General features: G+C 63.0%; 20 protein-coding genes. 9 read left to right on the top strand and 11 right to left on the bottom strand.

Features of this window, described 5'->3' with window-relative positions:
* Positions 1-4: 4 nt before the first annotated feature.
* The 6 genes from GE027_RS07540 to pyk form a co-directional block, all read right to left on the bottom strand.
* Positions 5-856 (bottom strand): NYN domain-containing protein, encoded by an 852-nt coding sequence (locus GE027_RS07540; RefSeq protein ID WP_153556580.1) that lies wholly within the window; start codon positions 854-856, stop codon positions 5-7.
* A 67-nt stretch (positions 857-923) separates the two neighbouring features.
* The gene (locus tag GE027_RS07535) at positions 924-1,718 is read right to left on the bottom strand and encodes a FliA/WhiG family RNA polymerase sigma factor (RefSeq protein ID WP_153556579.1); all 795 of its coding nucleotides are present in this window, start codon (positions 1,716-1,718) and stop codon (positions 924-926) included.
* A 116-nt stretch (positions 1,719-1,834) separates the two neighbouring features.
* Complete coding sequence (locus GE027_RS07530) at positions 1,835-2,104, bottom strand: hypothetical protein (protein ID WP_237607376.1); 270 nt, start codon at positions 2,102-2,104, stop codon at positions 1,835-1,837.
* A gap of 162 nt (positions 2,105-2,266) precedes the next feature.
* Positions 2,267-3,307, bottom strand: a complete 1,041-nt coding sequence (locus GE027_RS07525) for a flagellar biosynthesis protein FlhF (protein ID WP_153556578.1) — start codon at positions 3,305-3,307, stop codon at positions 2,267-2,269.
* Between the two features lie 55 nt (positions 3,308-3,362).
* Positions 3,363-5,429 (bottom strand): flagellar biosynthesis protein FlhA, encoded by a 2,067-nt coding sequence (flhA, locus tag GE027_RS07520; RefSeq protein ID WP_153556577.1) that lies wholly within the window; start codon positions 5,427-5,429, stop codon positions 3,363-3,365.
* A gap of 243 nt (positions 5,430-5,672) precedes the next feature.
* Complete coding sequence (gene pyk / locus GE027_RS07515; protein WP_153556576.1) at positions 5,673-7,130, bottom strand: pyruvate kinase; 1,458 nt, start codon at positions 7,128-7,130, stop codon at positions 5,673-5,675.
* Positions 7,131-7,416: 286 nt separating this feature from the next.
* On the opposite strand from pyk, the gene GE027_RS07510 reads away from it, so the two are divergent.
* The gene (locus tag GE027_RS07510) at positions 7,417-8,286 is read left to right on the top strand and encodes an SDR family NAD(P)-dependent oxidoreductase (RefSeq protein WP_162006615.1); all 870 of its coding nucleotides are present in this window, start codon (positions 7,417-7,419) and stop codon (positions 8,284-8,286) included.
* A gap of 127 nt (positions 8,287-8,413) precedes the next feature.
* On the top strand, positions 8,414-9,733 hold the full coding sequence (xylA, locus tag GE027_RS07505; protein WP_153556574.1) for a xylose isomerase: 1,320 nt from the start codon (positions 8,414-8,416) through the stop codon (positions 9,731-9,733).
* 112 nt (positions 9,734-9,845) lie between these two features.
* Here the strand turns inward: xylA and GE027_RS07500 are convergent, their stop codons facing one another.
* A complete protein-coding gene (locus GE027_RS07500; protein ID WP_153556573.1) occupies positions 9,846-10,847 on the bottom strand; it encodes an ROK family protein in 1,002 nt (333 codons plus the stop codon).
* A 380-nt stretch (positions 10,848-11,227) separates the two neighbouring features.
* Here GE027_RS07500 and GE027_RS07495 point away from each other — a divergent pair, with 380 nt between their 5' ends.
* Positions 11,228-12,433 carry a DUF1549 domain-containing protein gene (locus tag GE027_RS07495; RefSeq protein ID WP_315852910.1) on the top strand — a complete coding sequence of 402 codons (1,206 nt, stop codon included), beginning with the start codon at positions 11,228-11,230 and terminating at the stop codon, positions 12,431-12,433.
* The gene (locus GE027_RS07490; RefSeq protein ID WP_153556572.1) at positions 12,355-13,662 is read left to right on the top strand and encodes a DUF1501 domain-containing protein; all 1,308 of its coding nucleotides are present in this window, start codon (positions 12,355-12,357) and stop codon (positions 13,660-13,662) included. Before GE027_RS07495 ends, GE027_RS07490 begins: the two co-directional genes overlap by 79 nt.
* A 405-nt stretch (positions 13,663-14,067) precedes the next feature.
* Here GE027_RS07490 and GE027_RS07485 read toward each other — a convergent pair whose 3' ends face one another.
* The 4 genes from GE027_RS07485 to GE027_RS07470 all read right to left on the bottom strand — a co-directional run bounded on the left by GE027_RS07485 (position 14,068) and on the right by GE027_RS07470 (position 19,265).
* Positions 14,068-15,063 (bottom strand): hypothetical protein, encoded by a 996-nt coding sequence (locus tag GE027_RS07485; protein WP_153556571.1) that lies wholly within the window; start codon positions 15,061-15,063, stop codon positions 14,068-14,070.
* A gap of 395 nt (positions 15,064-15,458) precedes the next feature.
* On the bottom strand, positions 15,459-18,095 hold the full coding sequence (gene glnD, locus GE027_RS07480) for a [protein-PII] uridylyltransferase (protein ID WP_153556570.1): 2,637 nt from the start codon (positions 18,093-18,095) through the stop codon (positions 15,459-15,461).
* Between the two features lie 105 nt (positions 18,096-18,200).
* Entirely contained in the window at positions 18,201-18,539 is a 339-nt protein-coding gene (locus GE027_RS07475) for a P-II family nitrogen regulator (protein WP_153556569.1), read from the bottom strand.
* A gap of 90 nt (positions 18,540-18,629) precedes the next feature.
* Positions 18,630-19,265: a cob(I)yrinic acid a,c-diamide adenosyltransferase gene (locus tag GE027_RS07470; RefSeq protein ID WP_153556568.1), complete on the bottom strand. Its 636-nt coding sequence runs from the start codon at positions 19,263-19,265 to the stop codon at positions 18,630-18,632.
* A gap of 57 nt (positions 19,266-19,322) precedes the next feature.
* Here GE027_RS07470 and GE027_RS07465 point away from each other — a divergent pair, with 57 nt between their 5' ends.
* The 5 genes from GE027_RS07465 to GE027_RS07445 all read left to right on the top strand — a co-directional run bounded on the left by GE027_RS07465 (position 19,323) and on the right by GE027_RS07445 (position 25,974).
* Positions 19,323-19,754 carry an NUDIX domain-containing protein gene (locus tag GE027_RS07465; RefSeq protein WP_237607374.1) on the top strand — a complete coding sequence of 144 codons (432 nt, stop codon included), beginning with the start codon at positions 19,323-19,325 and terminating at the stop codon, positions 19,752-19,754.
* A gap of 286 nt (positions 19,755-20,040) precedes the next feature.
* A complete protein-coding gene (locus tag GE027_RS07460) occupies positions 20,041-22,989 on the top strand; it encodes a PVC-type heme-binding CxxCH protein (protein WP_162006614.1) in 2,949 nt (982 codons plus the stop codon).
* Positions 22,990-23,189: 200 nt separating this feature from the next.
* Positions 23,190-24,146 carry an amidohydrolase family protein gene (locus tag GE027_RS07455; protein WP_153556566.1) on the top strand — a complete coding sequence of 319 codons (957 nt, stop codon included), beginning with the start codon at positions 23,190-23,192 and terminating at the stop codon, positions 24,144-24,146.
* Positions 24,143-24,925, top strand: coding sequence for an amidohydrolase family protein (locus GE027_RS07450; protein WP_153556565.1), 783 nt, complete (start codon positions 24,143-24,145; stop codon positions 24,923-24,925). Before GE027_RS07455 ends, GE027_RS07450 begins: the two co-directional genes overlap by 4 nt.
* A gap of 161 nt (positions 24,926-25,086) precedes the next feature.
* Complete coding sequence (locus GE027_RS07445) at positions 25,087-25,974, top strand: LamG-like jellyroll fold domain-containing protein (protein WP_153556564.1); 888 nt, start codon at positions 25,087-25,089, stop codon at positions 25,972-25,974.
* Positions 25,975-26,488: the final 514 nt, after the last annotated feature.

Genomic DNA, 26,488 nt, shown 5'->3' with positions numbered 1-26,488 from the left:
GTACTCACGGCTCCAACAAATCCTCGCCATAGCCTTCGGGAAACGGATTGTTTGCCGAGCCGTCCAGCGGGCGGTTGGGATCGTGGGACGGCGGGCGTTTGGGGCGTTTGGGGCGTTGGATTTTGGGGGTCCGCTTTGAACCGGATGGCTTCTTTCGTCGGGGGGCCGCTTTCGAGCGTTTGCTGTTCCTCTGCGTTGGTTTGTTTCGCGGCGGCTGGATCGAATTGGTGAGCGGTGCGCTCGAAGCGCCCTGCTCGGATGCCGTGCCCTGCTCGGGTGTCCTGCCCTGTTCGGATTTGGGGGTCTGCTCCGGGGCATCGGTTTGTCCGGGGACCGGGAATCCAAACGCTTCCATCCACCCGGCGGTATCGCCGACCAGTTCCGGATCGACCGCCGCAGTGGGTTTGGCCGGCGCGTCGCTGTCGTTTGGCGGTGGCCAGGAGATCGCCAAGCGAAGCTGGCCATCGAGCAGTTGTTCGTACCAGCGGTCGGCGTCGTCGAAGCCACAGCGGCGGCGGCGGGCGGCGCGTTGGATGCGATGGTCCGAGGAGACGACGAACAGCCGTCGCGGCGTGGGGTGGCGGGCGATCAACCGTTCGAGCACGTCGTCGGCTTCGGGGGCGTCGACGGCAAAGCGGACGTCGATGCCTTGGTGGAGCAGTCGGGCGGGACGCCCTGGCGGCGGGTCCGAGGCATCGAAGACGATGCAGGTTTCGCTGCGCAGCGGCGCGTCGAGAGCCGTCGCCAATCGCCGCAGCAGACGTTGGCGGGCGCGGCGCAGCCAGTGTTGGCCGCGACCGCGCGGGAGCAGATCGGATTGATGCAGAAGATTGTAGCCGTCGATCAGCAGCAGCATTGCTGGAGCACCCGCGGGCAACAGACGCGGGCCCCGTCGATGCGGCCGCTATCGCGTGGGCCGACCACTAGGTCCCGAATTCGATTCGCCGCGTGCCCAGTTGGCTCTGCAATCGATTGACGATCGAGCTGTGCATCTGGCTGACGCGGCTTTCCGACAGATCCAGTGTGGCCCCGATTTCCTTCATCGTCAATTCTTCGTAGTAGTAAAGAATGATGATCAAGCGTTCGTTGCGGTTCAGGCCCTTGGTGACCAACCGCATCAGGTCGTTTTTCTGGATGCGGATCGTCGGGTCTTCACCCTTCTGGTCTTCCAGGATGTCGATTTCGCGGACGTCTTTGTAGCTGTCCGTCTCGTACCACTTTTTGTTCAGCGAGACCAGGCCCACGGCGTTGGCTTCGGTCTGCATCTTCTCGCACTCGGCGACGCTGATGCCCATATGTTCGGCCAATTCCTGGACGGTCGGCGGACGGCCGTGTTTGGTTTCCAGTTGCTTGCGAGCTTCGTTCAGCTTGCTGGCCTTGCTGCGGACCAGCCGCGGGACCCAGTCCATGGTTCGCAGTTCGTCCAGCATGGCTCCGCGGATTCGCGGCACACAGTAGGTTTCGAACTTGACACCGCGCTCCAGGTCGAAGGCGTCGATGGCGTCCATCAGCCCGAAGATTCCGGCGCTGATCAAATCGTCCAGTTCCACACCGTCGGGGAGACGCTGCCAGATGCGTTCGCCGTTATAGCGAACCAGCGGCATATAGCGTTCCACCAACCGGTTGCGAAGGTCTTCATAGCCGGGACCGTTCTTCTCCGTCGTCTTGAACTCGGTCCAAACCTGTTTGATTTCTTCATCAGCCGTGGTCGTCGCCATCCATATTCTCCGTGGCCTAATCGGCACCGTGTGCTTGCGGAACCCCACCGATGCAACATCCGTGTCGAATCGGAAAGGTTCCATTTAACCGACGTCTCTGTAGGGCATCCGTGCCTTCAAGATTCGTCGGGGGTCTGGTTCTGCGTTTCGAGCTTTTGTCGTTCCTGCTGGAACCACTGAACCCGATCGCGGAACTGCGTCTCTACTGTGTGTTGAAGCAGGTGTTCGGCGATCTTCCCGGCGACCGCACCGATCGCTGTGAAGATCATCATGGCCGCCAAACCTTCGCGTAGAACGTCGGCTGCCACTTCGCCTCGCAGTCCACCCCGAAGGGCGACCAATGCCAACGCCAAAGCGCCCAGCACAACGGCAAAACTGCGATGCATAAAGGTGAACCTTCCGGCTTCAAAATCAAACCGCTTGCCGGTCGCGATTATCGTGACCTGCAAGCCGTAAGCATTTGAGTTATCGGTTGTCTCGCCCGGTGAAAATCAATCCTTTCGTGAGCTTTGTGTCTTTTTTTCTGCCAGCCCTGCCTGGGCAAGCCGTTAGGCTGCGGCAGGAAGAGTTGCAGAGGCGGCCAACAAGGTGCCGACAAGCCGTTCGGGATGACCGGTTTCGATGTCGTCGGGGACCTGTTGTCCGGTCGTCAGGTAGCTGAGCGGTGCGGCCGAATTGCCGATCAGGGCGGCCAGCACGTCGGCGGTTTGTTCGGTTTCGTCCAACTTGGTCAGGATCGTCGCGGTGGGCTGGACCGGAGCGAAGCCCTGGAGCACTCGCGTGGTCGCCGCGGCGCTGGACGTGGCGCTGAGGACCAGGTGGGTTTCGTCGACGTTCGCTGCAGCGAGCAGGACGCGTAGCTGTTCGATGCGGGCCCCAAAGTTCGGGCTCCGGCCGGCCGTGTCGATCAGCACCAGGTCGACGTCGCCCAGCTGCCGCAGGCTGTCTTGCATCTGCTCGGGACGTTCGACGACCTGCATCGGCAGGTCCATGATCTCGGCGTAGGCGCGCAGCTGCTGGACCGCGGCGATCCGGTAGGTGTCGATCGTCAACAGACCGACGCGACGTTGTTGTTGCAGGCGGAAGCCGGCGGCCAGTTTGGCGATCGTGGTGGTTTTGCCCACGCCGGTGGGACCGACCAAGGCCACGACGCGACGCCCGCCCGCCGCGGTATGGATCGGCGGTCCGCAGCGGAGATCGGCCACGACCACGCGCCGCAAGGTGGATTCCAGGGCGGGCTGCGAGAAGGCCACCGTCTGTCCGCCGTGGTCGGCCCGCAGCGTCTGTTCGGCACGCTGGCTCCAGCGCCGGGCCAGGGCGTCGTCGACACCCACCCGCATCAACCGCTCCCGCAGAACCTCGGTCTCGCGATGCAACGCGTTGTCGCCGAGGGGCATTCGCTGGTGATGTGGCCGGTCGCTGTGTTCACGCAATCCCGCGGTGACTTCGACCTGGGTTCGACCCAACCAACCCATCCAGCCGTCGCGCACCTGCCGCGTATGCAGCACGGTGGCCTGCGCCCCCATCTGGGAACGGATCTCAGCCAGGGCGGCTTGAAGATTCGCGGCTCGGAAGGTTCGGATATGCATGGACTTGGGGGCGGTGAACGATTCTGGTCGGGTGTGGGTGTGTTCCTAACCAATGCTAAACGTCGGTGACAATACCAACCGATTCGATGGTGGTGTCCTGGGTGATTTCGTTATAGGAAAGCACGCGCAGGCGAGGCAGCGCGGAGCTGGTAATCTGGCGCAGCGCGGGCCGGATCCGGGGGCTGACCAGGACGATCGGAGGGTGTCCGGCGGTGACCAGTTTCTTCAGCGCCGCGTCGATGCGCCCGCAGGTGGTCTCGATCGCCTGCGGACTCATCCGCACGAACAGCCCTCGTTCGGTGTGTTCCACGCCGGCCGCGATGCGGTCTTCGACGGCCGGGTCAAGCGCCACCACATGCAACCGGCCCTGTTGATCGCGGTAGCGGGTGCTGATGGTTCGGGCCAGGCGGTGACGCACGAATTCGGTCAACAGGATCGGGTCCTTGGTCCGGCCGGCCGAATCGCCCAGCGTTTCCAGGATGATGCCCAGCTGGCGAATCGGGACGTCCTCGCGGAGCAACATGTGCAGGACCTGTTGCACCTCGGCCAGCTTCATCTGGCCCGGGATCAGTTCGTCGACTACCGCCGGGGCGGCTTCCTTCAGCTCGTCCAACAGATGTTTGGTCGCGTCGCGCGAGAGCAGCTCGTCGGCGTGGCGGCGGGAGATTTCCTGCAGGTGCGTGGCCAGGACCGAACCCGGGGGAACGGTGGTGTAGCCGTAGATGGCGGCCTGTTCGCGGCGAGCCGGATCGATCCACACGGCCGGTTCGCCGAAGGTCGGATCCCGCGTCGGTTCGCCGTCGATGACCCCGGTCGTCGCGCCCGAATCGATGGCCAGGAAGCGGTCGGGATAGACGGCCGCCCGGGCCACCGGATTGCCGGCGATGCGGATCTCGTATTCCAGGTCGCCCAGTTGCATGTCGTCGCGGACGCGCACCTTCGGCAGCACGATTCCGATGTCGGCGGCCACCGCGTTGCGGACCCCGCCAATGCGTTCCATCAGATCGCCCCCGCGAGCCGGATCGGCCAGCGGTAACAGGCCCAGCCCGATGGACAGCTCCATCGGATCCACGGCCAGGTAGTCCTCGACGCGTTTCTCGGGCGGCGAGTTGGCGGCGGCTTGTTCTTCATCCTCGCGGCGTTGGTTCTCGTCTTCTTCGCGAGCGGTCTGGCGGTTCATGACCACGGCCAAACCGATGCAGCCGACCGCCAGCGAAGCCATGGGCAGACGCGGCAAGCGGGTCAGGATCATCAAGGCCAGAAACGCTCCGGCAACCATCAACGCCCGCGGGTTGCCGAACAATTGGCTGAGGAACTGCTCGGGAAGGTTGGTCTTTTGCGCACTCCGCGTAACCAGCAAGCCGGCGGCCAGCGAAATTAATAGTGCCGGAACCTGGCTGACCAGGCCGTCGCCGATCGTCAGTTTGGTATACAGCGATCCGGCTTCGCCGGCGGTCATGCCGGCCTGGAAAATCCCGATGTACAGCCCTCCGGCGACGTTGATCGCCATGATCACCAAGCCCGCGATCGCATCTCCGCGAACGAACTTGCTGGCACCGTCCATGGCCCCGTAAAAATCCGCTTGGGCGCCGACTTCTTCACGCCGCCGCTGGGCTTCCTTCTCGTCGATCAGCCCCGCGTTCATGTCCGCATCGATGGCCATTTGGCGGCCCGGCATCCCGTCCAAAGCAAACCGAGCGGCGACTTCGCTGATTCGCGTGGCCCCTTTGGTGATCACGATGAACTGAATCAGCATGATGATCCCAAAGATGATCAAGCCGACTTCGATGCGGTCGCCGGCGACGAATTCGCCGAAACCCTGGATCACTCCGCCGGCCGCATCCATTTCGCCGGTGTCGGCGCGGGTCAGGATCAACCGCGTGGTGGCGACGTTCAAGACCAACCGGGCCAGCGTGGTGGCCAGCAGTAGGGACGGGAAAATACTGAATTCCAGAGGCGTCGCGACGTACACCGTCGTCAGCAACACGATCAAGCCGACCGTGATATTGGCCGCGAGCAGGACGTCCATCAGGAAGGGCGGTAACGGCACGAGGATCACCAGCAAGCAGGCAATAATGCCAACCGGCAGGATTAAATCCCGGTAACGTCTTGTGAAATCCATTCCTCGCGGGCCCTGCAGCAGCAACTCACAGCAATCGACGGTCCTCGCCGACGTCCTTGTCGGTGCCGGCGAGGTTAATCGATTGGCCGCGGCGAGGTCTAGGCAGAAAGTGGGCCCCGTGGCATCGGCTTCTAGCCTGTGCGTCTAGGTCTCATTTTAGGGTAGCTGATCTCGCCAGAGATTGGACTGAAGCGGCGAGAAGGTCCAGAGTCCGGCGACTTCAGCTACGGCCAGAGCCCAAGATTAAATGCTGACGCAGCACTTGTCGGGGTCGACGGTGTGGACGACGACCAGGTTGTGGGCCCGGTCCATGACCCCGCCGCCGGTGACCATGACGACTCGCTCGCTGCCGCTGAGCATCTGTGCTCGGCAACCCCAGGCGGTGATTTCGTCGAACAATTGCGCGGGGTCGTCCAGTTGTGAGACGCGTACCGGTTTGACGCCCCAGAACAGGTTCATCCGCCGCAGGGCCTGTTCGTTGTCGCTGACGCCCAACGTCGGCACCAGGCTCCGCAGTTTGCTCTCCACCCAGGCCGTCCCGCCGCTGCGGGTGGCGATCACCAGGGCGCGGGCCTCGATGCTTTCGGCCAACATGATCGCGCTCTGGGCGACGGCCGAAGTGATGGGGTGATCATTGTTCAGCGTTCCCCAGACCGACTGGTTGGCGGGCAGCAGTGCGCGTTCGGTGTGCTGCATGATCCGGGACATCGTCTCGACGGTCTTCAGCGGATAGTCGCCGATCGCCGTTTCGCCGCTGAGCATGCAGCAATCGGCTCCGTCGAGGATGGCATTGGCCACGTCGCTGGCTTCGGCCCGCGTCGGCCGGGGACAGTGATGCATCGAATCCAGCATTTGCGTGGCCACGATGACCGGCTTCAGCTGTTTGGTGCAGGCATCGATGATGCGTTTCTGTGCGACCGGCGTCTCGGCCACATCGATCTCCACGCCCAGGTCTCCGCGAGCGACCATCACGCCATCGGCCGCTGCGATAATCTTGTCCAGATCCTCCAGCGCTTCGCGTTTCTCGATCTTGGCGATCACCAGGGCGGTCGATTCATAACTGGTCAACAGGTCTTTCAGACTGCGAACGTCCGAAGCGGAGCGTACGAAACTGAGGCTGATGAAATCGATCCCTTCCTGGGCGCCCCAGATCGCGTTGTCGACGTCCTCGCGGCGCATCGACGCGACACTCAGTTTGACGCCCGGCAGATTGATGCCCTGGCGGCTGCGCAGCGTCCCCGGAGCGGTCACCGTGCAGACGGCGCGGTGGCCATCGTTGGAAACGACGCGCAGCGAGACGATCCCGTCGGCCAACATTACCGTGTCGCCCACCTCTAGTTCGTCCAGCAGCCGCGGGTAGCTGCTGGGCAGTTCATGGGGCTCGCTGGCCGTTTCGTCGCGAATAAAGACCAGCTCCATGCCCAGTTCACAGACCAACGGGTCCTCGACCAGGTGGCCCAGGCGGATCTTGGGGCCGGACAGGTCCAGCAGCACCGCGGCGGGAAAACCTGTGTCCTGGGAGGCTTGGCGGATGTTTTCCAGAGTCTGCGAATGGCTCTCGCGGTCGCCGTGTGCGGTATTGATGCGAAAGACGTCCACGCCTGCTTCGATCATCTGGGTCAGCATGGCCACCGAATCGCAGGCCGGACCAACGGTGGCAATGATCTTGGTGGAGGCTTCGCGAAGCGTCGGGCGGGCCATGGGCAATCCTTTTTTCTTGTTTCGGGGCCAAATAGTTCGGCTGCAGAGAATGTAGGTTATTTTTCGGCTTCTGTGATCCCGGTGGCTGCCGGCTGTCGGCTGCCGGCTGTCGAGAGTCGCGGTCGCAGGTCGATTCCGCTAAAGTCAGCAAATCGCAAATGTCAAATCTCAAATCTCCGGACGCCGGCGAAATCCATGTATGAGAAAACGTTGCATTTTACCGCTCCGAGCCCTGCATAGAGTCCGCCGGAGTCAGCAAATCTCAAATCACAAATCTCAAATCGCCGTGAACTCAAACGCCTCTTTCTCTCCACCCGTAGCCCTGGTCACCGGGGCGACCGCGGGGCTGGGGCTGGCCATCGGCCGGGCTCTGCTGCGCGAGGGTTACCAGTTGATCCTGGTCGCTCGCGATCCGCAGCGTTTGAATGACGTGGTGCAAACATTGTCGGCCGAGGGCGCAGTGGTGCCGGTTTCGCTGCCCTGCGACGTGAGCGATCCCGAGCAGGTCGGGCGACTGTGCCAGCAGGTCGACGAGCGTTACGGACGACTGGACGTGTTGGTCAACGTCGTAGGCACCAGCGACCGCGGCATGGTTGTGGATCTGGGGCCGGAGCGCGTCGCGCAGTTGATCACGGCCAACGTGGTCACTGCCCTGCTCTGCTCGCAAGCGTGTTTGCCGCTGCTGGAACGCTCCGGCGGGTGTGTGGTCAACATCGGTTCGCTGGCGTCGAAGGTGGGCGCGAGGTTCCTGGGCGGTTACCCGCTGGCCAAGCACGCCCTGGCGGGATTGACCCAGCAGATGCGGCTGGAGTGGCGGCCGCGGGGCGTGCACGTGGGGTTGATCAGTCCCGGGCCGATCCGCCGTGCCGATGCCGGTCGGCGCTACGAGCAACAGGTCCAGCAGGGCAGCGGTCTGCCGGCCCAAGCCGCCCAGCCGGGCGGCGGCACGCGCGTCAAAGGTTTGCCGCCCGAACGCGTGGCCCAGGCCGTGGTGCGGATGATCCGCCGCCGCAGTGCCGATGTGATCCTGCCCTGGCACCTGCGCCCCTTGGTGGCGATCGGGCATTGCTGGCCGGCTCTGGGTGATTGGTTGCTGCTGCGGTTCACCAGTTCCGCCCCGTCGCGCACGCCGCCGCCGCCGCCCGCGGAGTCCTAGACAGCTGCGCAGCCCTAACCGGCTCTTTAATCACCGTTTCGCCGCTGGTACGTTATCCACATACGTGGCCCCGCCGCCATCCCGCCGTTGTCTTCCCCCTGAACCCTTAGCGCGAAGAACGATCCTCATGAGTGCTTTTCCGGATATCGATACGATCCAGTACGAAGGTCCCGACAGCGACAACCCGTTGGCCTTTCGGTGGTACAACCCCGACGAGATCGTCGAGGGCAAAACGATGAAGGACCATCTGCGGTTCTCGATCGTGTACTGGCACACCTTCCGGGGCACCGGCAGCGACCCCTTCGGCCCCGGTACGGCGGTGCGTCCCTGGGACGACGGCAGCGATTCGGTGGACAACGCTCGCAATCGCGTGCGGGTGGCGTTCGAGTTGTTTGAAAAGCTGCAGGCGCCGTACTACGCGTTTCACGATCGCGACGTCTCACCCGAAGGCAGCGACCTGGCCGAGTCGCACAAGAACTTCGACGCCGTGGCCGAAGTGCTCAAAGAGGAACAGCAACGCTCCGGCGTCAAACTGTTGTGGGGCACGTGCAATCTGTTCAGCCATCCCCGCTACATGCACGGGGCGGCGACCAGCTGCAACGCCGACGTGTTTGCGTACGCCGCGTCGGAAGTCAAAAAGTGCCTGGAGATCACCAACGAACTGGGCGGCGAGAATTACGTGTTCTGGGGCGGCCGCGAAGGCTACCAGAACCTGTACAACACGGACATGAAACGCGAACTGGACAACCTGGGCCGGTTCCTGCACATGGCCGTCGACTACGCCAAAAAGATCGGCTTCGAAGGCCAGTTCCTGATCGAACCCAAGCCCAAAGAGCCGACCAAGCACCAGTACGACAGCGATGCGGCGGCCTGCATGAATTTCCTCCGGGCCTACGACTTGGAGGATCACTTCAAACTGAACATCGAAACCAACCACGCCACGCTGGCCGGGCACACGATGATGCACGAGCTGGACTATGCCGGCGGCCAGGGAGCCCTGGGCAGCATCGATGCCAACACCGGCGACCTGCTGTTGGGCTGGGATACCGACCAGTTCCCGACCGACTACTACCTGACCGCTCAGACCATGCTGATGATCCTCAAGCACGGTGGTTTGGGTTCGGGCGGTGTGAACTTCGACGCCAAAGTTCGGCGGGAAAGTTTCGAACCGGTGGATCTGTTCTACGCCCACATCGGCGGGATGGACGCGTTTGCCAAGGGGCTGAAGATCGCCGCGGCGGTCCGGGCCGACAAGAAACTGGAACAGTTCGTCAGCGAACGCTACGCCAGCTGGGATAGCGGCATCGGGGCCAAGATCGAAGCCGGGAAAGTGGGCTTGGAGGAGCTGCAGCAGTACATGCTGGACAAAGGCAACAGCGACCCCAACACCAGCGGCCGCCAGGAGATGCTCGAAGCCGTCTTCAATCGCTACATCGACCGCGTGTAGCCAATAGTAGCTCGGCTGTCCCAGCCGAGAGCGGCATAGTAGCTCGGCTGTCCCAGCCGAGAGCGGCACGGTTCACGGCTGGGACAGCCGTGCTACTTTGGCAGCCGTGCTACTATCCTGCTACCTGTTCGGTGGTTTTTTTGGCGGCCCAGGCGGCTGCGCCCAGGACCGCAGCGTCGTCGCCGAGTTTGGCGGGGACGACGTCGAAGCTGTCGCGATAGGGTTCCAGACAGTTCTGCTTGGCGGTCTTTTTGACGGTGGAAACGACCAACTCTTCCATCGCTTCGACCAGGCCGCCGCCCAGCACGATGGTGTCGGGGGCCAGCAGGTGGACGATGTTCACCACGCCGATGCCGATGGTTTCGCAGGTCGAGACGATCAGCTGCTTGATCGCCTTGTCGCCTTTTTCTACGGCGTGGGCCAAGGCACCGCTGCGAATTTCGCGGAGGTCGGTGCCGGCGTACTTCAGCAGGTGTGGGGCGTCGCCGCGGAAGGCCGACTTGGCCGCTTCGGCCGCGATCGTCATCCGGCTGGCTTCGGCTTCCAGAGTCCCGGTCAGCGGGAAACCGCTGGTCCGCGAGCTGCTGCAGATTCGCGTGTGGCCGATCTCCATACAGGTGATGTGTTTGCCGTGCAGCACCATGTCTTCGTACACGCACCCGCCCCCGATGCCGGTGCCGGGAAAGATGCCCACGGCACAGCGGGCACTCTTGGCGGCTCCGAAACGATACTCGCCGTAAACGCCCGCATCGACGTCGTTTAAAACCCAGGCCGGGCATTGAAATCGTTTGCCCAGCTGCTCGGCGACCGGGACATCGTCCCAGCCCAAATTCACGGCCGTCAGGATCCTGCCCCGAGTCGGGTCCACCGGCCCGGGACAGCCGATGCCGATGCCGGCCACGCGGTCGGCCGGGACGTCGGCTTCCTTCAAAGCCTGCTCGATGGTCGAGCCGATTCGCTGGAGGCCTGCCTGGGCACCTTCGGCGCCCTTGGTCTTGCGGCGGCGGCGACCGAGCGGCTGCAGTTGGTGGTCATAGACGACCGCCATCATCTTGGTGCCGCCCAGATCGAAACCGATCCAGACCGAGTCCTCGGGTGGGTTTGCTTTGCTCATGCAGGGGGCCGTGGGGATCCGAGCTGCGAATGAAAACATCAAAACATGGAAACATCAAAACATCAAAGCCGTGTGTCGCGGGCCGCCCGGCCGGGCCGCGTCGGCGACAGATTGCAGGATAAATGCCGCCAAGTCCGGAGGCCAGGGGAGCAGCGGGTACAATTCATTTCGAAAAAAAAGTCGATTCTCGACAATAAATCTCGCCGCTCGCGCAACTGACTTTTCGTGTCCTCTCCTCGTTCCCAGACCGCTGCGACGCCTGGCGATGCTCGCACCCCAAACCAACGCACCAATTCCCGGCAGCAATCGCCTGCCCCCTCGTCGCCCGCGATCGAACAGCGCAAAGCCGCCGATCGTTCCAACCCTCGGAGTCCGCAACCGTGAGAACGCTTTTTGACGTGAGGATCGCCTGCTCGTGCTGGTTGCTCGCCCTGGCCGCGACCGGATTGGTGACTATCGGTGTGCAGGCTGCCGATGGCCGGCAACCCGAAAAGGTTGCGGAGGCTTCGGAGCTTGAAAAAGTCTTGCCGGGTCCGGAAGTCCGATTCGCCGACGCTCAAGCGGATGAGGTGCCCGATTTCCAGCGACACGTCACGCCGCTGCTGGGTCGGCTGGGCTGCAACGGTCGCGCCTGCCACGGATCGTTCCAGGGACGCGGCGGGTTTCAATTGTCCTTGTTCGGTTATGACTTTGCCGCCGACCACGCGGCGCTGTGGGAAGCGAACAGTGGACGCGTCGACCAGGAGGATGTCGATGAGAGCCTGATCATCGCAAAACCCACCGATGCCGATCTGCACGAGGGCGGCAAGCGATACGACAAGGGCAGCTGGCAATACAACCTGATTCGCGCCTGGATCGCCGCCGGAGCCGAGTACGAGGACGAGCAACCGGCACAGCTGACGCGGCTGGAAGTCCTGCCCGAAGAGATCGTGTTCGGTGGCAAGGGCCAGCAGCAGACGCTGCGGGTCATCGCCCACTGGGAAGGCGGCACCAGCGAAGACGTGACGACCCTGTGCCGGTTCACCAGCAACGACGATGCGGTTGCCGAGATCAGCGAAGAGGGGACCGTCCGGGCCGCCGATCCGGGCGATACTCATGTCGTGGTCGCTTACGACAAAGCCGTTGTACCGGTGCCGGTGATTCAGCCGGTTAGTGATCTGGTCGGACCCCGCTATCCGGAGGTCGCCACCACGACCACGGTCGACGCATTGGTCGTCCAGAAACTTCGCAAACTGGGTATCCAGCCTTCGGCCGTGTGCAGCGATGCCGACTTCCTGCGGCGCGTCCGCCTGGATCTGACCGGTACCCTGCCCTCCCCCGACGAAGTCCAGCGGTTCTTGGACGATCCCACCGAGGACAAACGCGAGGCGGTCGTCGAACGGCTGCTGGGAACGCCGGAGTACGCCGCCTGGTGGGCGACGCGTTTCTCGGACTGGACCGGCAACAGCGAGGCGCAGCTGAACAATGTGCTGCCCATTCGTGGCGTGGCCTCGAAGGTTTCGTTTCCATGGCAGTTCATCAAACATGCGACGCAGTGCGACGACGCGATCTTCTGCGGGCCGGGGCATTGGGATTCGGCGGGTTGACCCTGGGCGGCTACCTCCGCCTGGCCGAGGCCGGCCAGGTGCGGGCCGGTGGGGCCACCTCGGCGATCTTTATCGAGTTGCCCGGTGGCCCGTCGCACCTGGATACCTTCGACCTAAAACCCGACGCCCCCGAAGAGGTGCGTGGAACATTTCGTCCGGCCGCGACGAATGTTCCTGGGATCCAGATCAGCGAGCACCTGCCAAAGTTGGCCGCCTGTGCCGACAAGTACGCGATCCTCCGCGGCGTCAGCCACACCTTGGCCGCCCACGCCTTGGGACGCGAGTACGTGTGTACGGGCTCGCGTCCGCTGGCGTCGCTGGAGTATCCCGGTTACGGCAGCGTCGTCTCGATGCAGTCGCCGGCGGAACCCGAATTGCCGACGAACGTGGCGATCCCCCGTGCCAGCCAAGGAGCGGGCTTTCTGGGCATCCGCTACTCGGCCCTGGATACCAACAGCACGCCCACCGCTGGCCAGCCCTATCGCGTCCGCGGCGTTTCGCTTGCGCCGGGCGTATCGGTCGACCAGGTGCAGCGCCGACAAACCTTGCTGCAGGGTTTGGACCGACGGTTCGCGGCCCTGGATCAGGCGGACCAATTGATCGAGGGACTCGATCAGTTTGGCCAGCAAGCCCATGCTCTGATCACGTCTCCGCGGGCCAGAGAGGCCTTCGATATCAGTCGGGAACCGGCCAGTTTCGCCGCCCAGTTCGGCGAGGATTCCTTCGGGCAAAGTTGTTTGTTGGCCCTGCGCTTGGTGGAATCCGGTGTGCGGTTTGTGACCGTCCAGCTGGGCGGTTGGGATACGCATCAAGACAACTTCACGCGGCTGAAGACCAATCTGTTGCCGAAGCTGGACGCTGGGTTGAGCGGGTTGTTTCGGGGACTGGAGCAACGCGGCTTGCTGGCTTCCACCGCGGTCTTGGCCACCGGCGAGTTCGGCCGCACGCCCAAGATCAACAGCCGCAGTGCCGAGGGCGGCCGCGATCACTACCCGCGATGCATGTTTATGTTGATGGCCGGTGGCAACGTCCGCGGCGGACAGGTGATCGGGGCCAGCGATGCGACGGCCTCGGGACCGGCCAACGAAGCGATTCGGCCCGATGACGTGGCGGCCAGTTTCTACCACAACCTGGGCATCGATCCGCAGCTGGAATTCCAAACCGAAACCGGCCGTCCGATCACCCTGGTGCGCGACGGCAAGGTGCTGTCGGACCTGTTCACAGCATAACTGTGGCGTAGGCTTCCAGCCTGTGAACCGTGGTGCGGCTGGCCCAGCTGTGACCAAATACTTTCTCGGCTGAGGACAGCCGAGCTACTTTGAGAACTCTCTCGGCTGAGGACAGCCGAGCTACTTTGAATACTTTCTCGGCTGAGGACAGCCGAGCTACTTTGGGACGGGGGAGTTGCGGTCAGCGCAAAAGAGAAGGGTCATGGTGAAGCCCTCCCTGCCTCACCATGACCCGTCATCTGTCGGAACGATGGTACCTTTTCGTTCCACCCTCCCAATCCATGGTACAAGTAGTATCGGAAGGGTGATTCCAAACCTGAACCGAAAATTCCGGCTCGCAGAAAAAACTGCAGCGGTCAGCTTGCCGGAGGCGTCCACGCCCGCGGTACCGGTTGCCGAGCGGTTTTAGCCATCGCAGTCGCACGTCGTCGCTGACTCACAGCCGCAGGTGGGGGACTTTGGGCGATGAAACAGGCGGTGCAGCAGACCGCTGGATTTATCGCAGGGCTCGGGTTGGCAAAGCGGCTGGGCGTACAGCGGCGGCCCGCTGTACTCGGGCTCCGGCTGGAAGCAATCGCAGCGACCGTGAAGGTGTTTGTGGTACTTGTCGCATGCGTGCTGCCGCTCGGCTTCGTAGCCCGCCCAGACGTCGCGATAACACGGTTTGCAGTGATACATCGATTCCAGCGTCGCCGGTGGCGGCAGGGAGGGACGCCGGTGGGGCTGGCAAGTATGCCGGGGACCGGCGCAGCCGCAGGCGGGGCGGGCGGCGGGATGGGGTCGGCGCGCGATGTCGCCCGGATGTCGAGCCTGATGCTGAAACAGCCGCTCGAAGTCGATGCGTGATTCGGCGGTTGCAGGTTGCGAAGGAGCCGCCGCGTGCTGCGGCAGCGTGCCGTCGCCGGGCCGCCTGCCCGGGGCCGTTGCGGAGGGAGCCGGCGAAGAGGGCTGGAGCGTGTAGGGCTGAGCAGGGGCCGCGACCGGAGGAGGGGCCGCGACCGGAGCAGGGGCCGCGACTGGAGCAGGGGCCGGGACGGGCGCTCGCAGCTCCTCTTCGGCGATCATGCCTTCGCCGGCTGCAGGCAGTTCGTCGGACAGCGGTGGCGAAAACTGCTCAGGCGGCGGGACCGCGTCAGAAGGCAGTGGGGCCGCGTCAGAAGGTGATGGGGCCGCGTCAGAAGGCGGTGGGGCCGCGTCGGAAGGCGGTGGGGCCGCTGGCAGCAACAGAGCGTCCTCATCCGCAGGGGGCTGTTCGGCAGGCGAAGCGAGTTCGGTGTTGGTTTCCTCGGCCTCGTTCAACTGGGCCAGCAACAGGTTCAGGTCCACCTCGGCTCGAGCGGCCGTGGAAAACAACAGACAACCGGCGGCGGAATACGCGAAGAAGCGTTTGGGCCACAACATGGGACACCCTCCTGGTTCAGTACGGAAAGACAAAACAGACGGCAGAACGACCGTCGCCAGCGGACCCGGTGCGGCGGTGCAGGAGTCACGCACCGGAACAAAGGGTCCGCTGGCAATCGGTCTGCGTCGGTCCGTCGCCCTGTATTCGTGGTAACCTGAACCACATTAACCGCGGGGCTGGTGTCGCGGCGGGTGAACCGAAGGAACTTCGTTGGTGTTGCCACCGAACAACTATTGCCGCGCTTCCGGGCTCGTGCCACAACCGCTGGGCCACATTGTGTTGCTTTGCCGCCCGGGCGGCCGTGTGGCCGTTTCGATCCCCCGACTTTGCCCGATCCGGAGAGTTTCCCCCCGGAGAGTTTCCCCCCCGGAGAGTTTCCCCCGGGGGCGTCTGTTTAGGCTGCCGCCGCGATCAAGGCTTCGCGCAGCCGTTCATGCTGGGCGGGATCGGTCAATTGGTTTCCCGCCAGATCCGTTACGTAGAAGATGTCCATCACCTGGTCCAGATGGGTCGAAATCTTGGCAAAGTGGACCAGGGTGGAATGATCGGAAAGGACTTGAGCGACCGAGTACAACAGGCCTGGACGGTCGTAGGCGAACAGCGACAGGACGGTGTAGCGGTCGAAGGTTTCGTTGTCGAAGGCGACGCGTGTGGGCAGCAACATCACGGCTTCGCCACCGGCGGTCGAGGGTTTCCAGACGCGGGGGAAGTTCAGTTTCGGTGGGCTATCTGCATCGATCGCTTCGCACAGCGCGCGGCACACGGCCGCTTGCCGCAGCGACCGAGACTCGGCCGGTTCCGGATCTCGAACGACGAACGTGTCCCAGGCGATGTCGGGCTGCAGCGTGGCGATTTCGGCTCGCATGATTCCCAGGCCCTGGGCGGTCAGGGTGCCGGCGGCGCGGGCGAACAAGCCTCTGACCGCCGACTGGTTCACGCGCACCAAGGTGTACTCGGCGGCGTCCTCTTCGGGCAGGTGCCGGCACCAACTGACGCTGCTCGAGGGCGCCAAACCGGCGACCTGGATCACCTGTTTGCTGAGCGGTTCGACGTCGCGGCGCTGCAGCATCAGGGCGCTGAGGCTGCGGAGCACGGTTTCGCCGCGGGCGGCCACCTCGGCCGGCAACCCGGCGGCCTGGATCCGCTGACGAATCGTCTCTCGTTTGCTCTCGGTGGCGTCATCCATCTCGCCGGGCAAGTGGCCCGAATCAAAGAACCGCCACGTGCGGACGTACAGCTCCACCAGCAGGCGTCGCTTCCAGTCGGTCAGCACTTCGGGGCCCACGGCCGTCATGTCGGCCAGGGAGTGGATCAGCAACATGTCCAGCATCCGCATCGAACCCACCGTGGCGGCGAACTGCGAGACGATCTCCGGATCGCTCAGGTCATGCTGCGAGGAGGTGTTGTTCATTTCCAGATGCAGCTGAATTAATTTCGCCACGGTCTCGGTGGCGTCGGCGTCCAGGCCCAGCCGCGGGCAGGTTTCCATGGCGATCCGGTAGCCGACCTCGCAGTGGTCCTCTTCGTAACCCTTGCCCAAGTCGTGCATCAGCAGCGCCAGATGCAGCAGGCGTTTGTCCTTGATGCCGCGATAGACGTCGCCGGCCAGGCCCTCCTCATCGGCGAAACGCGTAGCCGCTTCGACCGCTCGGATCGAGTGCGCGTCGACGGTGTACTTGTGATACTGGTTGAATTCCAGCATCCCCCGAGCTCGGTTCATCGCCGGAATCAGCTTTTCCAGAATCCGCAGCTCGTGCAGGCGGCGCAGCAAACTGGGCAGTTGGCCGGGCCGGCTGAGCAGGGACATGAACTGTTGGCCCGTCTGCAGGTCCAGCGGCTCGACCGCCTGTTCCATCATCGCATCGCGGATCTCTTGCCAGGTGCGATGCGCTATCCGCCGCTTGTAACGGTTGGCGTAATCCATCAAGCGGAGCACGCTGGGCAGGTCTTTGGCAAACCGCGAGAGGTTTCGGTCGCGTACCCAGATGTGATAGGGGCCCAGGCGGATGTCTTCATCGAGGGCTTTGGAGAACACGCGGTCGAGACTGCGCGTCAGCAGCGGGTGGCCGCGGGTGGCGGCCAGAAAGTGGGCGACCGCATAGCGCACGTTGCGGGTGTGTTCGAAGTAGTCCTTCATGAACCACTCGACCGGCAGGCTGCCATCGTGTTCGGTGTAGCCCCAGTGGGTCGCGATTTCCACCTGGGCGGCGCGGTCCAGCAGGTCCAGGTTCTTGCCCGACGAGAAATGCAGCTCGTTGCGCAGCCGCAGCAGGAACGAGTAAGCGGCGTGGACGCGGTGATAATCGTCCTCCGGCAGGTCGCCCAGCCGCACCAGCCGCGAGAGTTCGGTTTCGCCATAGGCGGCAAAGCCGACCCAGCGGATCAGTTGGATGTCACGGAGGGCGCCGCGGGAGCGTTTCACGTTGGGGCGCAACAGATAGTTGGTTTCGCCCCACTTGTGGCGTTCCTCGCGGCGAGCCGTTTCCACGGCATCGATCACGCGTTGCTGCCGACGCTGGGCACCTTTGCGCAGGGCGCCAAAGTAACGCTGGTACGTGCGCACGCTGCCCGCCAACAACCGGCTCTCGGCCAGCGAGCTGAACACGGTGGCATCCTTCCACGCCCAGTGGCAGGCTTCGGCGCGGGTTCGGACGGTAAAGCCCAATTGCAGCCCCGCATCGACGATGTCGCGGGTGAACTGGCTGGCCACCGGCTGCAGGGCTTCGGCATTGCCCGACTTGGGGACCACCATCAGGTCGACGTCGCTGTAGGGAGCCAGGTCGCGGCGACCGAAACCGCCGTGGGCGACCAACACGGCTTGGGATACCGATTCGTCTTCGCCCACCGTCGCGATCGTGTCCTCCCACAGCGATAGGATGACGCTGTCGAACAGATCCGTCAGAGCGGTCGAGACCAGCACCCCGGCCAAGCCGCTTTGGTGTTGTTGGCGAATCCGTTCGCGACCCGCCCGCAGTCGCTCGCGGGCTTCGATGACCGCTGGTCGCAGGGAGGGGCCGGTAAAAGGAGACATGGAACTCGCGGAGCCGGATCGGACGATAACGCGGGGCGGCCGGTCGAAACCGCGCCGGCCGGTCGACACGCGGGGCGGTCAAAACGCGGGACGTTGTCGGGCTCGCTACAACGCGTCCTCGCCGCGTTCGCCGGTGCGGATGCGGATCGAATCCTGCAGGTCGGTCACGAAGATCTTGCCGTCGCCGATCTGGCCGGTCTGGGCCGTTTCCAGGATCGTCTCGATGACCAACTGCAGATTGTCTTCGGTGCAGACGACTTCGATTTTGACTTTGGGCACAAAGTCGATCGCGTACTCGGTGCCGCGATAGATTTCCGTATGGCCTTTCTGGCGGCCAAACCCACGCACTTCACTGACCGTCATGCCGTGAATCCCTTGCTCGGTAAGCGCGTTCTTGACGTCTTCCAGTTTGAAGTGGCGAACGATGGCTTCGACTTTTTTCACAACGGAGGTCCCTAGCAACGAGCATATGAAGAACAAATCAACTGCGGCTGATCCCGATTGTAACCGATGGGGGTGCGGCTGCGAGATGTGCTAGGCGTCGCTCGAAGGCTTTTGCCACTTGGTCTCGGTGACTCCAGCGGTGTGATTGCACCACCGCGCCAGGACGAACAGCAGGTCGCCCAACCGGTTCAGGTACATCACGCATTCCGCCGATGCGCCCGCGTTTGGGTGGGATTCTCCGCCCTCACCGGTCTCGTTTCCCGCGTCGCTGGCTTTGCCGCTGGGAGGACCGGCCTGGCCGGGTACGCCGCTCAGGGTGACCACCCGCCGTTCGGCTCGCCGGCAGACGCCGCGAGCGAGGTGCAGATGCGCCGCGGTGGGGTGTCCGCCGGGCAAGATAAACTGCTTCAGCGGGGCCAGGTCGGCTTCGAAGCGATCGATCCATGTTTCCAGCTGCGCGATGTGCGTTGCGCCGATCAACCGCAGGCTATGCCGGTCGGGATCGGGCGAAGCCAGCTCGGCTCCGACCGAAAACAACTCGCTCTGAATTCGTTCCAACGCCGCGTCGACTTCCGATTCCACGCCGGCGGCGCGAACCAAGCCGAGGGCCGCGTTCAACTCGTCCACCGTACCGTAGGCTTCGATTCGTACGTCATCCTTGCTGACCCGCGGGCCACCGAAAAGCCCAGTGCTGCCGGCGTCGCCGGTTCGTGTGTAGATTTTCATGGAAAGTGTTTTTGCGGCGGCCGCAGCCGACCCCTGAATTGCGTTGAGGAACTCGTTTTGACCCAGCCACCGATTGTGTACGCCGCCGGCGTGCTGTTGATGACGCGACCCGAACCACACCGGTTTCTGCTGATGAAACATACCGACCGCTGGGATCTGCCCAAAGGGCACGCCGAGGCGGGCGAGTCGGCCGCGGAGACCGCCCTCCGCGAGATGCACGAGGAAACCGGCATCCATCCGAGGCACGTTACGCTGGATACCGAATTCCGCTTCCGCTCGGTCTACTCGGTCCGCTACCCCGATCAGCCGGACAGGGAATTCGAAAAGCGGCTGACGATCTTTCTGGGATGGGTGGAGCAAGTCCACGAGGTCCAGTGCAGCGAACACGGCGATTGCCGCTGGTTCGCCTGGGACCCACCGCACCAAGTGCAAGCCCAAGCCATCGATCCGCTGTTGGCCGCCGTCCAGCAGTACTTGGGCGTGGCATAGGCTTCCAGCCTGTGAAGAGTAGCACGGCTGTCCCAGCCGTGACCAAACACCCTCTCGGCTGAGACAGCCGAGCTACTCAGTGGTATAGGCTTCCAGCCTGTGAAAGCAACACGCCTGCGACGACTCAGTTATCATGGCGGACCGTTTGAATCAGCAGGCAATTGTTTGGGTTTTATCCATGATCGTTTGGCAGTGGGCTCGGTTACCGGCAGCGCGGTGGAACGCGCGGAAGATTGTTTCACGCTCATGTTTCGTCGGACTGGTTTGCTGGTGCCTTTGCGGTCACGTGTCGCGCGGCGAGGATCTACCTCGCATCGCTCCCAAAAGCCCCGAAGAGGCGTTGGCAACGATCGTGCTCGAGGACGGCTTTCGTGCGGAGTTGGTGGCTGCGGAGCCGATGGTCACCGACCCGATCGCGATGCAGTACGACGAGAACGGAGCGGCGTATGTGGTCGAGATGAACGACTATCCCTACAGCGATAAGTCGCACGACCAGGCTTGGCAGGAGCAGACTTCGGAACCCATCGGCCGGGTGCGGCTGCTGCAGGATACCGACGGCGATGGAACGTTCGACAAGTCGACGATCTTCGCGGACAGGCTCTCCTGGCCGACCGGGGTCGCCGTTTGGAAAGGCGGGGTCTACGTCATGGCCACGCCCGATGTGTTCTATTTGAAGGACACCGATGGGGATGGACGAGCGGACATTCGCCGAAAGGTGTTTACCGGATTCCGGAAATACAATGTCCAAGCCGTGATGAACAATCCGAAGTGGGGATTGGATCACCGAATCTATGCCGCCGGCTCGAGCAACGGAGGCAAGATCGAATCGGCGGACTCCCGCTTCGATCAAGACACCGCGTCCCCAACGGTGATTCGCCGCAGTGATTTTCGTTTCGATCCGCGCGACGAGAAGTTCGAAGCCATCTCCGGCGGGGCTCGCTTTGGACACGCCCGTGACGACTGGGGGAACCGTTTTCTGACCGACATTCGCAACCCCGTCCAGCATGTCCTGTTTCCCACTCGGTATCTACGCCGCAATCCGCGGCTCCGCGCGCCGCGTCCCATCCATGACGTGGTTCCCTCGGGCGACAGCATCGCGGTGTTTCCGATCAGTCCCGCCGAGCCTTGGCGGGCGGTAAATGCCGCCCGCTTGGCGGCGGACTCCACCAAGGATTCGCCCTTTGACTCGACCGTGGCCAAAGGCTACGTGACCTCTTCCAGCGGCGTGACGATTTATCGCGGAGCCGCTTATCCCGAGGCCTATTACGGCAACGCGTTCATCGGCGAAGTCGCCGGTAACCTGGTGATGCGCTACGCGCTGCGGCCCGACGGAGTGACGTTTACCGGCCAGCGGGCACACGAGAACCGTGAGTTCATGGCGTCCACGGACAATTGGTTCCGCCCTGTCAACTTCATCAACGCACCCGATGGTACGTTGCACGTCCTGGACATGTATCGCGAAACCATCGAGCATCCCTGGTCGATGCCGGATGATCTGAAAGCCCAAGTCGATCTGACCAGTGGGCGGGATCGCGGACGCATCTATCGTTTGGTGCCGGAGCACTATCGCGACGGGTTTGTTCCGCCGCCCGTGCCGCGGTTGGGATCCGCGACAACACAGCGTCTGGTCGCAGAACTTGCCAATCCCAATTCGTGGTGGCGCGAGACCGCACATCGCTTGCTGTTCGAGCGCCAAGATACCAGCGAAAATGAGGCGTTAGAGACGATGCTGGGCGAGCATCAAATGCCGGTCGCGCGCGTCCATGCCCTGTGGACGCTCGAGGGCCTGCGGTCGCTCACCGACCAGACACTCGCCGCCGCCCTGCGGGATGCCGATGCCCGGGTGCGGGAACAGGCGATTCGTATCGCCGAGCCGCGCCTGCCGAACTCGCCGACCCTTCGTCAATTGGTCATCGACTCGGCGACCGACCCGGATCCTCGCGTTCGTTTTCAAACCGCGTTCACGCTCGGCCAGATCAAGGACGAACCGGCGACCGCGGCGCTGGCCGAAGTGGCTCGCCGCGACGCTGACGATCCGCGGATGTGCACGGCTATCCTCAGCTCGGCCGCAGGCACGGAAGCGACTTTGTTGAAGAGTCTGTTGGAGAATGACGCCTTTGCAGACTCGGCTCCGGGCCGGGGGCTGCTCGGCCAGTTGGCGGCAATGGTCGGTGCTGCGGGCGATCTGACGGTTGTCGATGCGTTGCTGCAGGCGTCGGCCGATCACGCTGGTCCGGTCCAGGAAACGATGGTCCGCAACCTGGCGGCCGGCTTGCGGCGGGCCAAACAAGACCTCGTTTCGGCGGCTGCGAAACCGAGTTTTCAGAGTGCTGCACTGGTCGCTTCGACGCTCGATGATGCGGCCCGCATCGCGACCGACACGGCGGCCAGCCTGCAGCGGCGACAGCAGGCCATCACGCTGCTGGGCTTTGCAGGCGAGGGGGAAAAGCAGACGCTGCTGGTCGACTTGCTGAGCATCCAGCATCCACTGGAGATCCAGTCGGCTGCGGTCACGGCGTTGGTCGGCACCGCTCGGCCCGACGTCGCGCCGCGGTTGCTCGAAAAGTTTCCGGAGCTGACCCCGAGCGTGCAAAAAGTGATCGTCGATCAACTGCTGCAGCGCACCGTTTGGATTCCCGACGTGCTCGACGCGGTGGCAGCGGGAGTGGTTCCGGCTCGATTGATCGCACCGAACCGACGTGCGGCTTATCTGAAAAGCCGCTCTCAGGCGATCCAACAACGGGCCGTCGAGTTGTTTGGGGACGATGTCTCCAGCTCTCGCAGCGAAGTCCTCGCCCGATACCAGAGCGTCCTCGAACAGAGCGGCGATGCGCGGGCCGGCGTGGAGGTCTTTCGCAAAAACTGCCAAAGCTGTCACCGCTATGATGGCAGCGGATTCGAGGTGGGACCCAATCTGGCAACGGTGCAGAATCGCGGCGCCGGGCAACTGCTGGTGAATATCCTCGATCCCAGCCGAGAGGTCAGTCCGGAGTTTCTGGAGTATGTCGTGCTGTCGACCGATGGCCGGGTGGTCAGTGGGATGATCGCTGCCGAAAACACCAATAGTATTACCCTGAAACAATCGGAAGGCGTGGAGACAACCTTTGAACGCAGCGAAATCGAAGAGCTGCGCGCGACCGGAAAGTCGCTCATGCCCGAGGGCTTGGAAACGGAGATCTCGCCGGCGCAGATGGCGGACTTGATCGCGTATCTGTTGTCGCTGGGGAAATCGTGATGCACCGCCGGTTACCGACCGGCCTGTCGATGCATTCGAAAACGCATTGCGGATGTGAGCCGTTTGGGCGATAGCCCCGGTTTGCGGTGACGAAACCCAGGCCAGCGCGGCTAAACGGCTCAATCAGTCGACAGGCCGCGACCCCCCGGTGACGCAGGCTCGAAAGACGACTGACCCACCTTTTTATACAGGAACCTTTGATGGCACCTTTGGATCGACGATCTTTCCTGTCGCTGTCCGCCGGAGGCGTAGCGTGTGCGGCTCGCGGCGCCTCGGCCGCGCAGTCAGATGCGGCCGCGCAGTCAGATGCGGCCGCGGAGTCAACCTCGGCCGCGGAGTCCGTTGTTCCGTTTCAGACGCAGCCCAGCGACCGGATTTGGGACTTGCACTGCCATTTTTCGGGAGTGCCGGGGGACAGCGTAGAGCAGCGCGGAGGGCAACTGCTCGAGTACGCCGACCGGATGCATGTCCAGCGGCTGATTTTCTTCATGGGCTGGCCCTGGTCGCACACTCCAGAACCGGCCGAGTTTCGCCGTCAGAATGACCAGGTGTTGCGCGCCCTCGATCGGTGGCCGGAGCGTATGTTGGGGTTTGCATACTTGAACGCAGCCTATCCCGAAGAATCGCTGGCGGAGATCGAACGCTGTATTCATGACGGCCCGATGGTGGGCGTGAAGCTGTGGGTGGGCCGAAGATGCAGTACCGAAGACATCGATCCGCTGATTCGCCGCTGCGGCCAGCTCGATGCGTTGGTCTTCCAGCACACCTACCTGAAAGTCGCCGGCAATCTGCCTGGCGAGTCGACGCCCCAGGACTTGGCACAGTTGGCGGCGCGGCATCCGCAAGTGCCTTTGATTTGCGGACACACCGGTGCCGACTGGACTCGCGGGATTCGTGCGGTCCGTCCCTTCCCTAACATCTCGGTCGGCATCAGTGGCAGCGATCCGGCGGCCGGCTTCGTGGACATGGCCGTGCGGGAGCTGGGCCCTGAACGCGTTATCTATGGCAGCGATTGTGGCGGGCGTAGCTTTGCTTCCCAGCTGGCCAAGGTCTACGGCGCGGAGCTCGATGATTCGCAGCGGGTTGCCATTCTGGGTGGCAACCTGCGTCGCATGCTCCGACCGATTATGGACCGTAAGGGGATGTCACAGTCATGATCGATGTCAATGTGTATTTGTCTCGCTGGCCCTTTCGGCGACTACCGCATGATTCGCCGCCCGAGCTGGTCGCCAAATTACGGCAGCGTGGAATCCAACGAGCCTGGGCCGGCAGCTTTGATGGGCTGCTGCACAAGGATATTGCGGGTGTGAATTCACGCTTGGTCGCCGATTGCCGGCAGCATGGCGACGGTTTATTGCTGCCCGTGGGGACGGTCAATCCGATGCTGCCCGATTGGCAAGACGACGTGCGGCGGTGTCATGAAGAGCATCGGATGCGAGCCATCCGTATCCATCCCAACTACCATGGGTACACGCTGGATTCCGACGCCTGCCGCGAGCTGTTCGCCGCGGCGCGTGAGCGTGGTCTGATCGTCCAGTTGGTCTGCACGATGGAGGACGTTCGCGTCCAGCATCCACTGTTGCAGGTTCCCGTCGTCGATACGGAGCCTTTGAGTGGTTTGCTTGGAGATTTCCCGGACCTGGCCTTGATCGTCATGAACAACTCCGCCGCCGTCCGGCCCCCGGCCGCCAGCGAACTGGCGAAGCTTGGCAACGTTTACTTCGAGCTATCGCATTTCGAAGGCGTGGGAGCGCTGGAGAAGTGGGTCAAAGAGCTGCCGCCCGAGCGGCTGCTGTTCGGTTCGTATTTTCCATTCTTCAATTTGGAAGCGGCTCTGCTGAAATTTCAGGAATCGCAGCTGGGCGGTTATGCCACGGCCGCCATCCAGTCCACCAACGCCGCCGAGCTGTGGCAGCGGTCGTTGGGTAAACGCTAGTGCTGCGTCAGCGTTAGATTTTAGGGTCTGGCCGTAGCTGAAGTCGCCAGACTTTGGACCTTTTCGCCGCTTCAATCCAATCTCTGGCGAGATCCGCTATCCTAAAATGGGCTTTGACGCACCACTAGACACTTTTTCGCACCCTTGAGAGGAAAGCCAGCATGAGTCGTCGTTTGGCAAGATTAATGTTAGTCGTCGTGATGATGGGACTGCCTGCCAGTGCCCACGCGGAGCAGGACGATGCGCGTTCCAAACTGTCCAGTGCACTGACGCTGCACGCCTCCTTCGACGAGGGCCTGGACGCCGATTTCTCTCGCGGTGATCGGACCTGTTATCTGCGAGTTGGAAAACAGCTCGAGCGTGCCCAGCCGACCGAGGACGGCAAACTGGAAGCCGAGGCCGGGCGTTACGGCGGAGCCCTGCATTTCACGAGGAAAGCTGGTTTCCGGCCGATCTTTAAGAACGCTGGCGTGCTGGATTACAACGCGGAAGACTGGAGCTCGACGGTATCGGTTTGGCTACGGCTGAACCCGGATGAAGATCTGGAACCGGGGTACTGCGACCCGGTTCAGATCGTCGGCGACAGTAGCGCCAAGGGATTTATTTTCCTGGAGTTCTCCAAGGACGAAACGCCACGCTACTTTCGCTATGCCATTCGGCCGCTGAAGCACATTTGGAATCCCAACAACGTTTCCTGGGCCGACATCCCGTTCGACCAGCGGCCGATGGTCCAGGTGGAGAAGCCACCCTTCTCTCGAGACGAGTGGACGCATGCCGTGTTTACCGTCGAGCACCTCAACAGCAAAGACCACAAGCCATCGGGACGGCTGTATCTGAATGGCAAATCGATGGGAGCAATCGAAGGCTGGGATCTGACCTTCGGTTGGGATCCCGCCGCGGTGCAACTGGTCCTCGGCGCTGCTTATGTTGGCCACATGGACGACCTGAGCGTCTTCAATCGTGCGCTCAGCGCGGCCGAGGTAGATCAGCTCTACCGCCTGGAGCACGGAGTCGGCGAATTGTACGCCGCCCCCAAGCAGCCAGAGTAACCCGCGTCTGGTCGCCAAGACCCTCCGGCCAGTCATCGAGGGTGCGGACAAATCGAAGGGGGCAGGCCTCTTTGATGTTAGTCTGGGGGAAACGAACTCGCTGTCGACCTCTTGGACGCATGATTGATTCCAAATGAAGTCGACGCGCTGTCGACTCTACCCAGCATTCGTCTCCCAGCGGGTTGCCACGCCGGGCTGAAAGACGCACGGCTGGCAGTTTGCCCCTCGACACCGCGTGTCGTCCCGCCAACAACCAGCCGCGGAGCGGAGTTTTGGAAACCAACCACGGCGTGTGCCCCGACAAACGCACCCCACCACACCCGTCGACACCGCGTGTCGTCCCGCCAACCAACCAGCCGCGGAGCGGCGGCAGGTGGTAGCCTGGGACGCGAGCCCTGCGGATTACCCAATAGTTTTTCAAATTGCACGCAAAAACAGGCTGGCCTTGGCACGACATTCGCGCTCCCTTCCTATTTTAACACGATAGGAACAGAGAAAATGACAATTAAACCAG

Source organism: Roseimaritima sediminicola (assembly GCF_009618275.1).
Taxonomy (GTDB): Bacteria; Planctomycetota; Planctomycetia; order Pirellulales; family Pirellulaceae; genus Roseimaritima; species Roseimaritima sediminicola.
This window is presented reverse-complemented; position numbering and strand designations above follow the sequence as displayed.

What these genes read in the sequence shown, in the direction of transcription:
- GE027_RS07540 (WP_153556580.1), bottom strand. Translation starts at nt 856, where the DNA reads ATGCTGCTGCTGATCGACGGCTACAATCTTCTGCATCAATCCGATCTG.
- GE027_RS07535 (WP_153556579.1), bottom strand. Translation starts at nt 1,718, where the DNA reads ATGGCGACGACCACGGCTGATGAAGAAATCAAACAGGTTTGGACCGAG.
- GE027_RS07530 (WP_237607376.1), bottom strand. Translation starts at nt 2,104, where the DNA reads ATGCATCGCAGTTTTGCCGTTGTGCTGGGCGCTTTGGCGTTGGCATTG.
- GE027_RS07525 (WP_153556578.1), bottom strand. Translation starts at nt 3,307, where the DNA reads ATGCATATCCGAACCTTCCGAGCCGCGAATCTTCAAGCCGCCCTGGCT.
- flhA (WP_153556577.1), bottom strand. Translation starts at nt 5,429, where the DNA reads ATGGATTTCACAAGACGTTACCGGGATTTAATCCTGCCGGTTGGCATT.
- pyk (WP_153556576.1), bottom strand. Translation starts at nt 7,130, where the DNA reads ATGGCCCGCCCGACGCTTCGCGAAGCCTCCACCAAGATCATTGCCACC.
- xylA (WP_153556574.1), top strand. Translation starts at nt 8,414, where the DNA reads ATGAGTGCTTTTCCGGATATCGATACGATCCAGTACGAAGGTCCCGAC.
- GE027_RS07500 (WP_153556573.1), bottom strand. Translation starts at nt 10,847, where the DNA reads ATGAGCAAAGCAAACCCACCCGAGGACTCGGTCTGGATCGGTTTCGAT.
- GE027_RS07490 (WP_153556572.1), top strand. Translation starts at nt 12,355, where the DNA reads ATGGCAGTTCATCAAACATGCGACGCAGTGCGACGACGCGATCTTCTG.
- GE027_RS07485 (WP_153556571.1), bottom strand. Translation starts at nt 15,063, where the DNA reads ATGTTGTGGCCCAAACGCTTCTTCGCGTATTCCGCCGCCGGTTGTCTG.
- glnD (WP_153556570.1), bottom strand. Translation starts at nt 18,095, where the DNA reads ATGTCTCCTTTTACCGGCCCCTCCCTGCGACCAGCGGTCATCGAAGCC.
- GE027_RS07470 (WP_153556568.1), bottom strand. Translation starts at nt 19,265, where the DNA reads ATGAAAATCTACACACGAACCGGCGACGCCGGCAGCACTGGGCTTTTC.
- GE027_RS07455 (WP_153556566.1), top strand. Translation starts at nt 23,190, where the DNA reads ATGGCACCTTTGGATCGACGATCTTTCCTGTCGCTGTCCGCCGGAGGC.
- GE027_RS07450 (WP_153556565.1), top strand. Translation starts at nt 24,143, where the DNA reads ATGATCGATGTCAATGTGTATTTGTCTCGCTGGCCCTTTCGGCGACTA.
- GE027_RS07445 (WP_153556564.1), top strand. Translation starts at nt 25,087, where the DNA reads ATGAGTCGTCGTTTGGCAAGATTAATGTTAGTCGTCGTGATGATGGGA.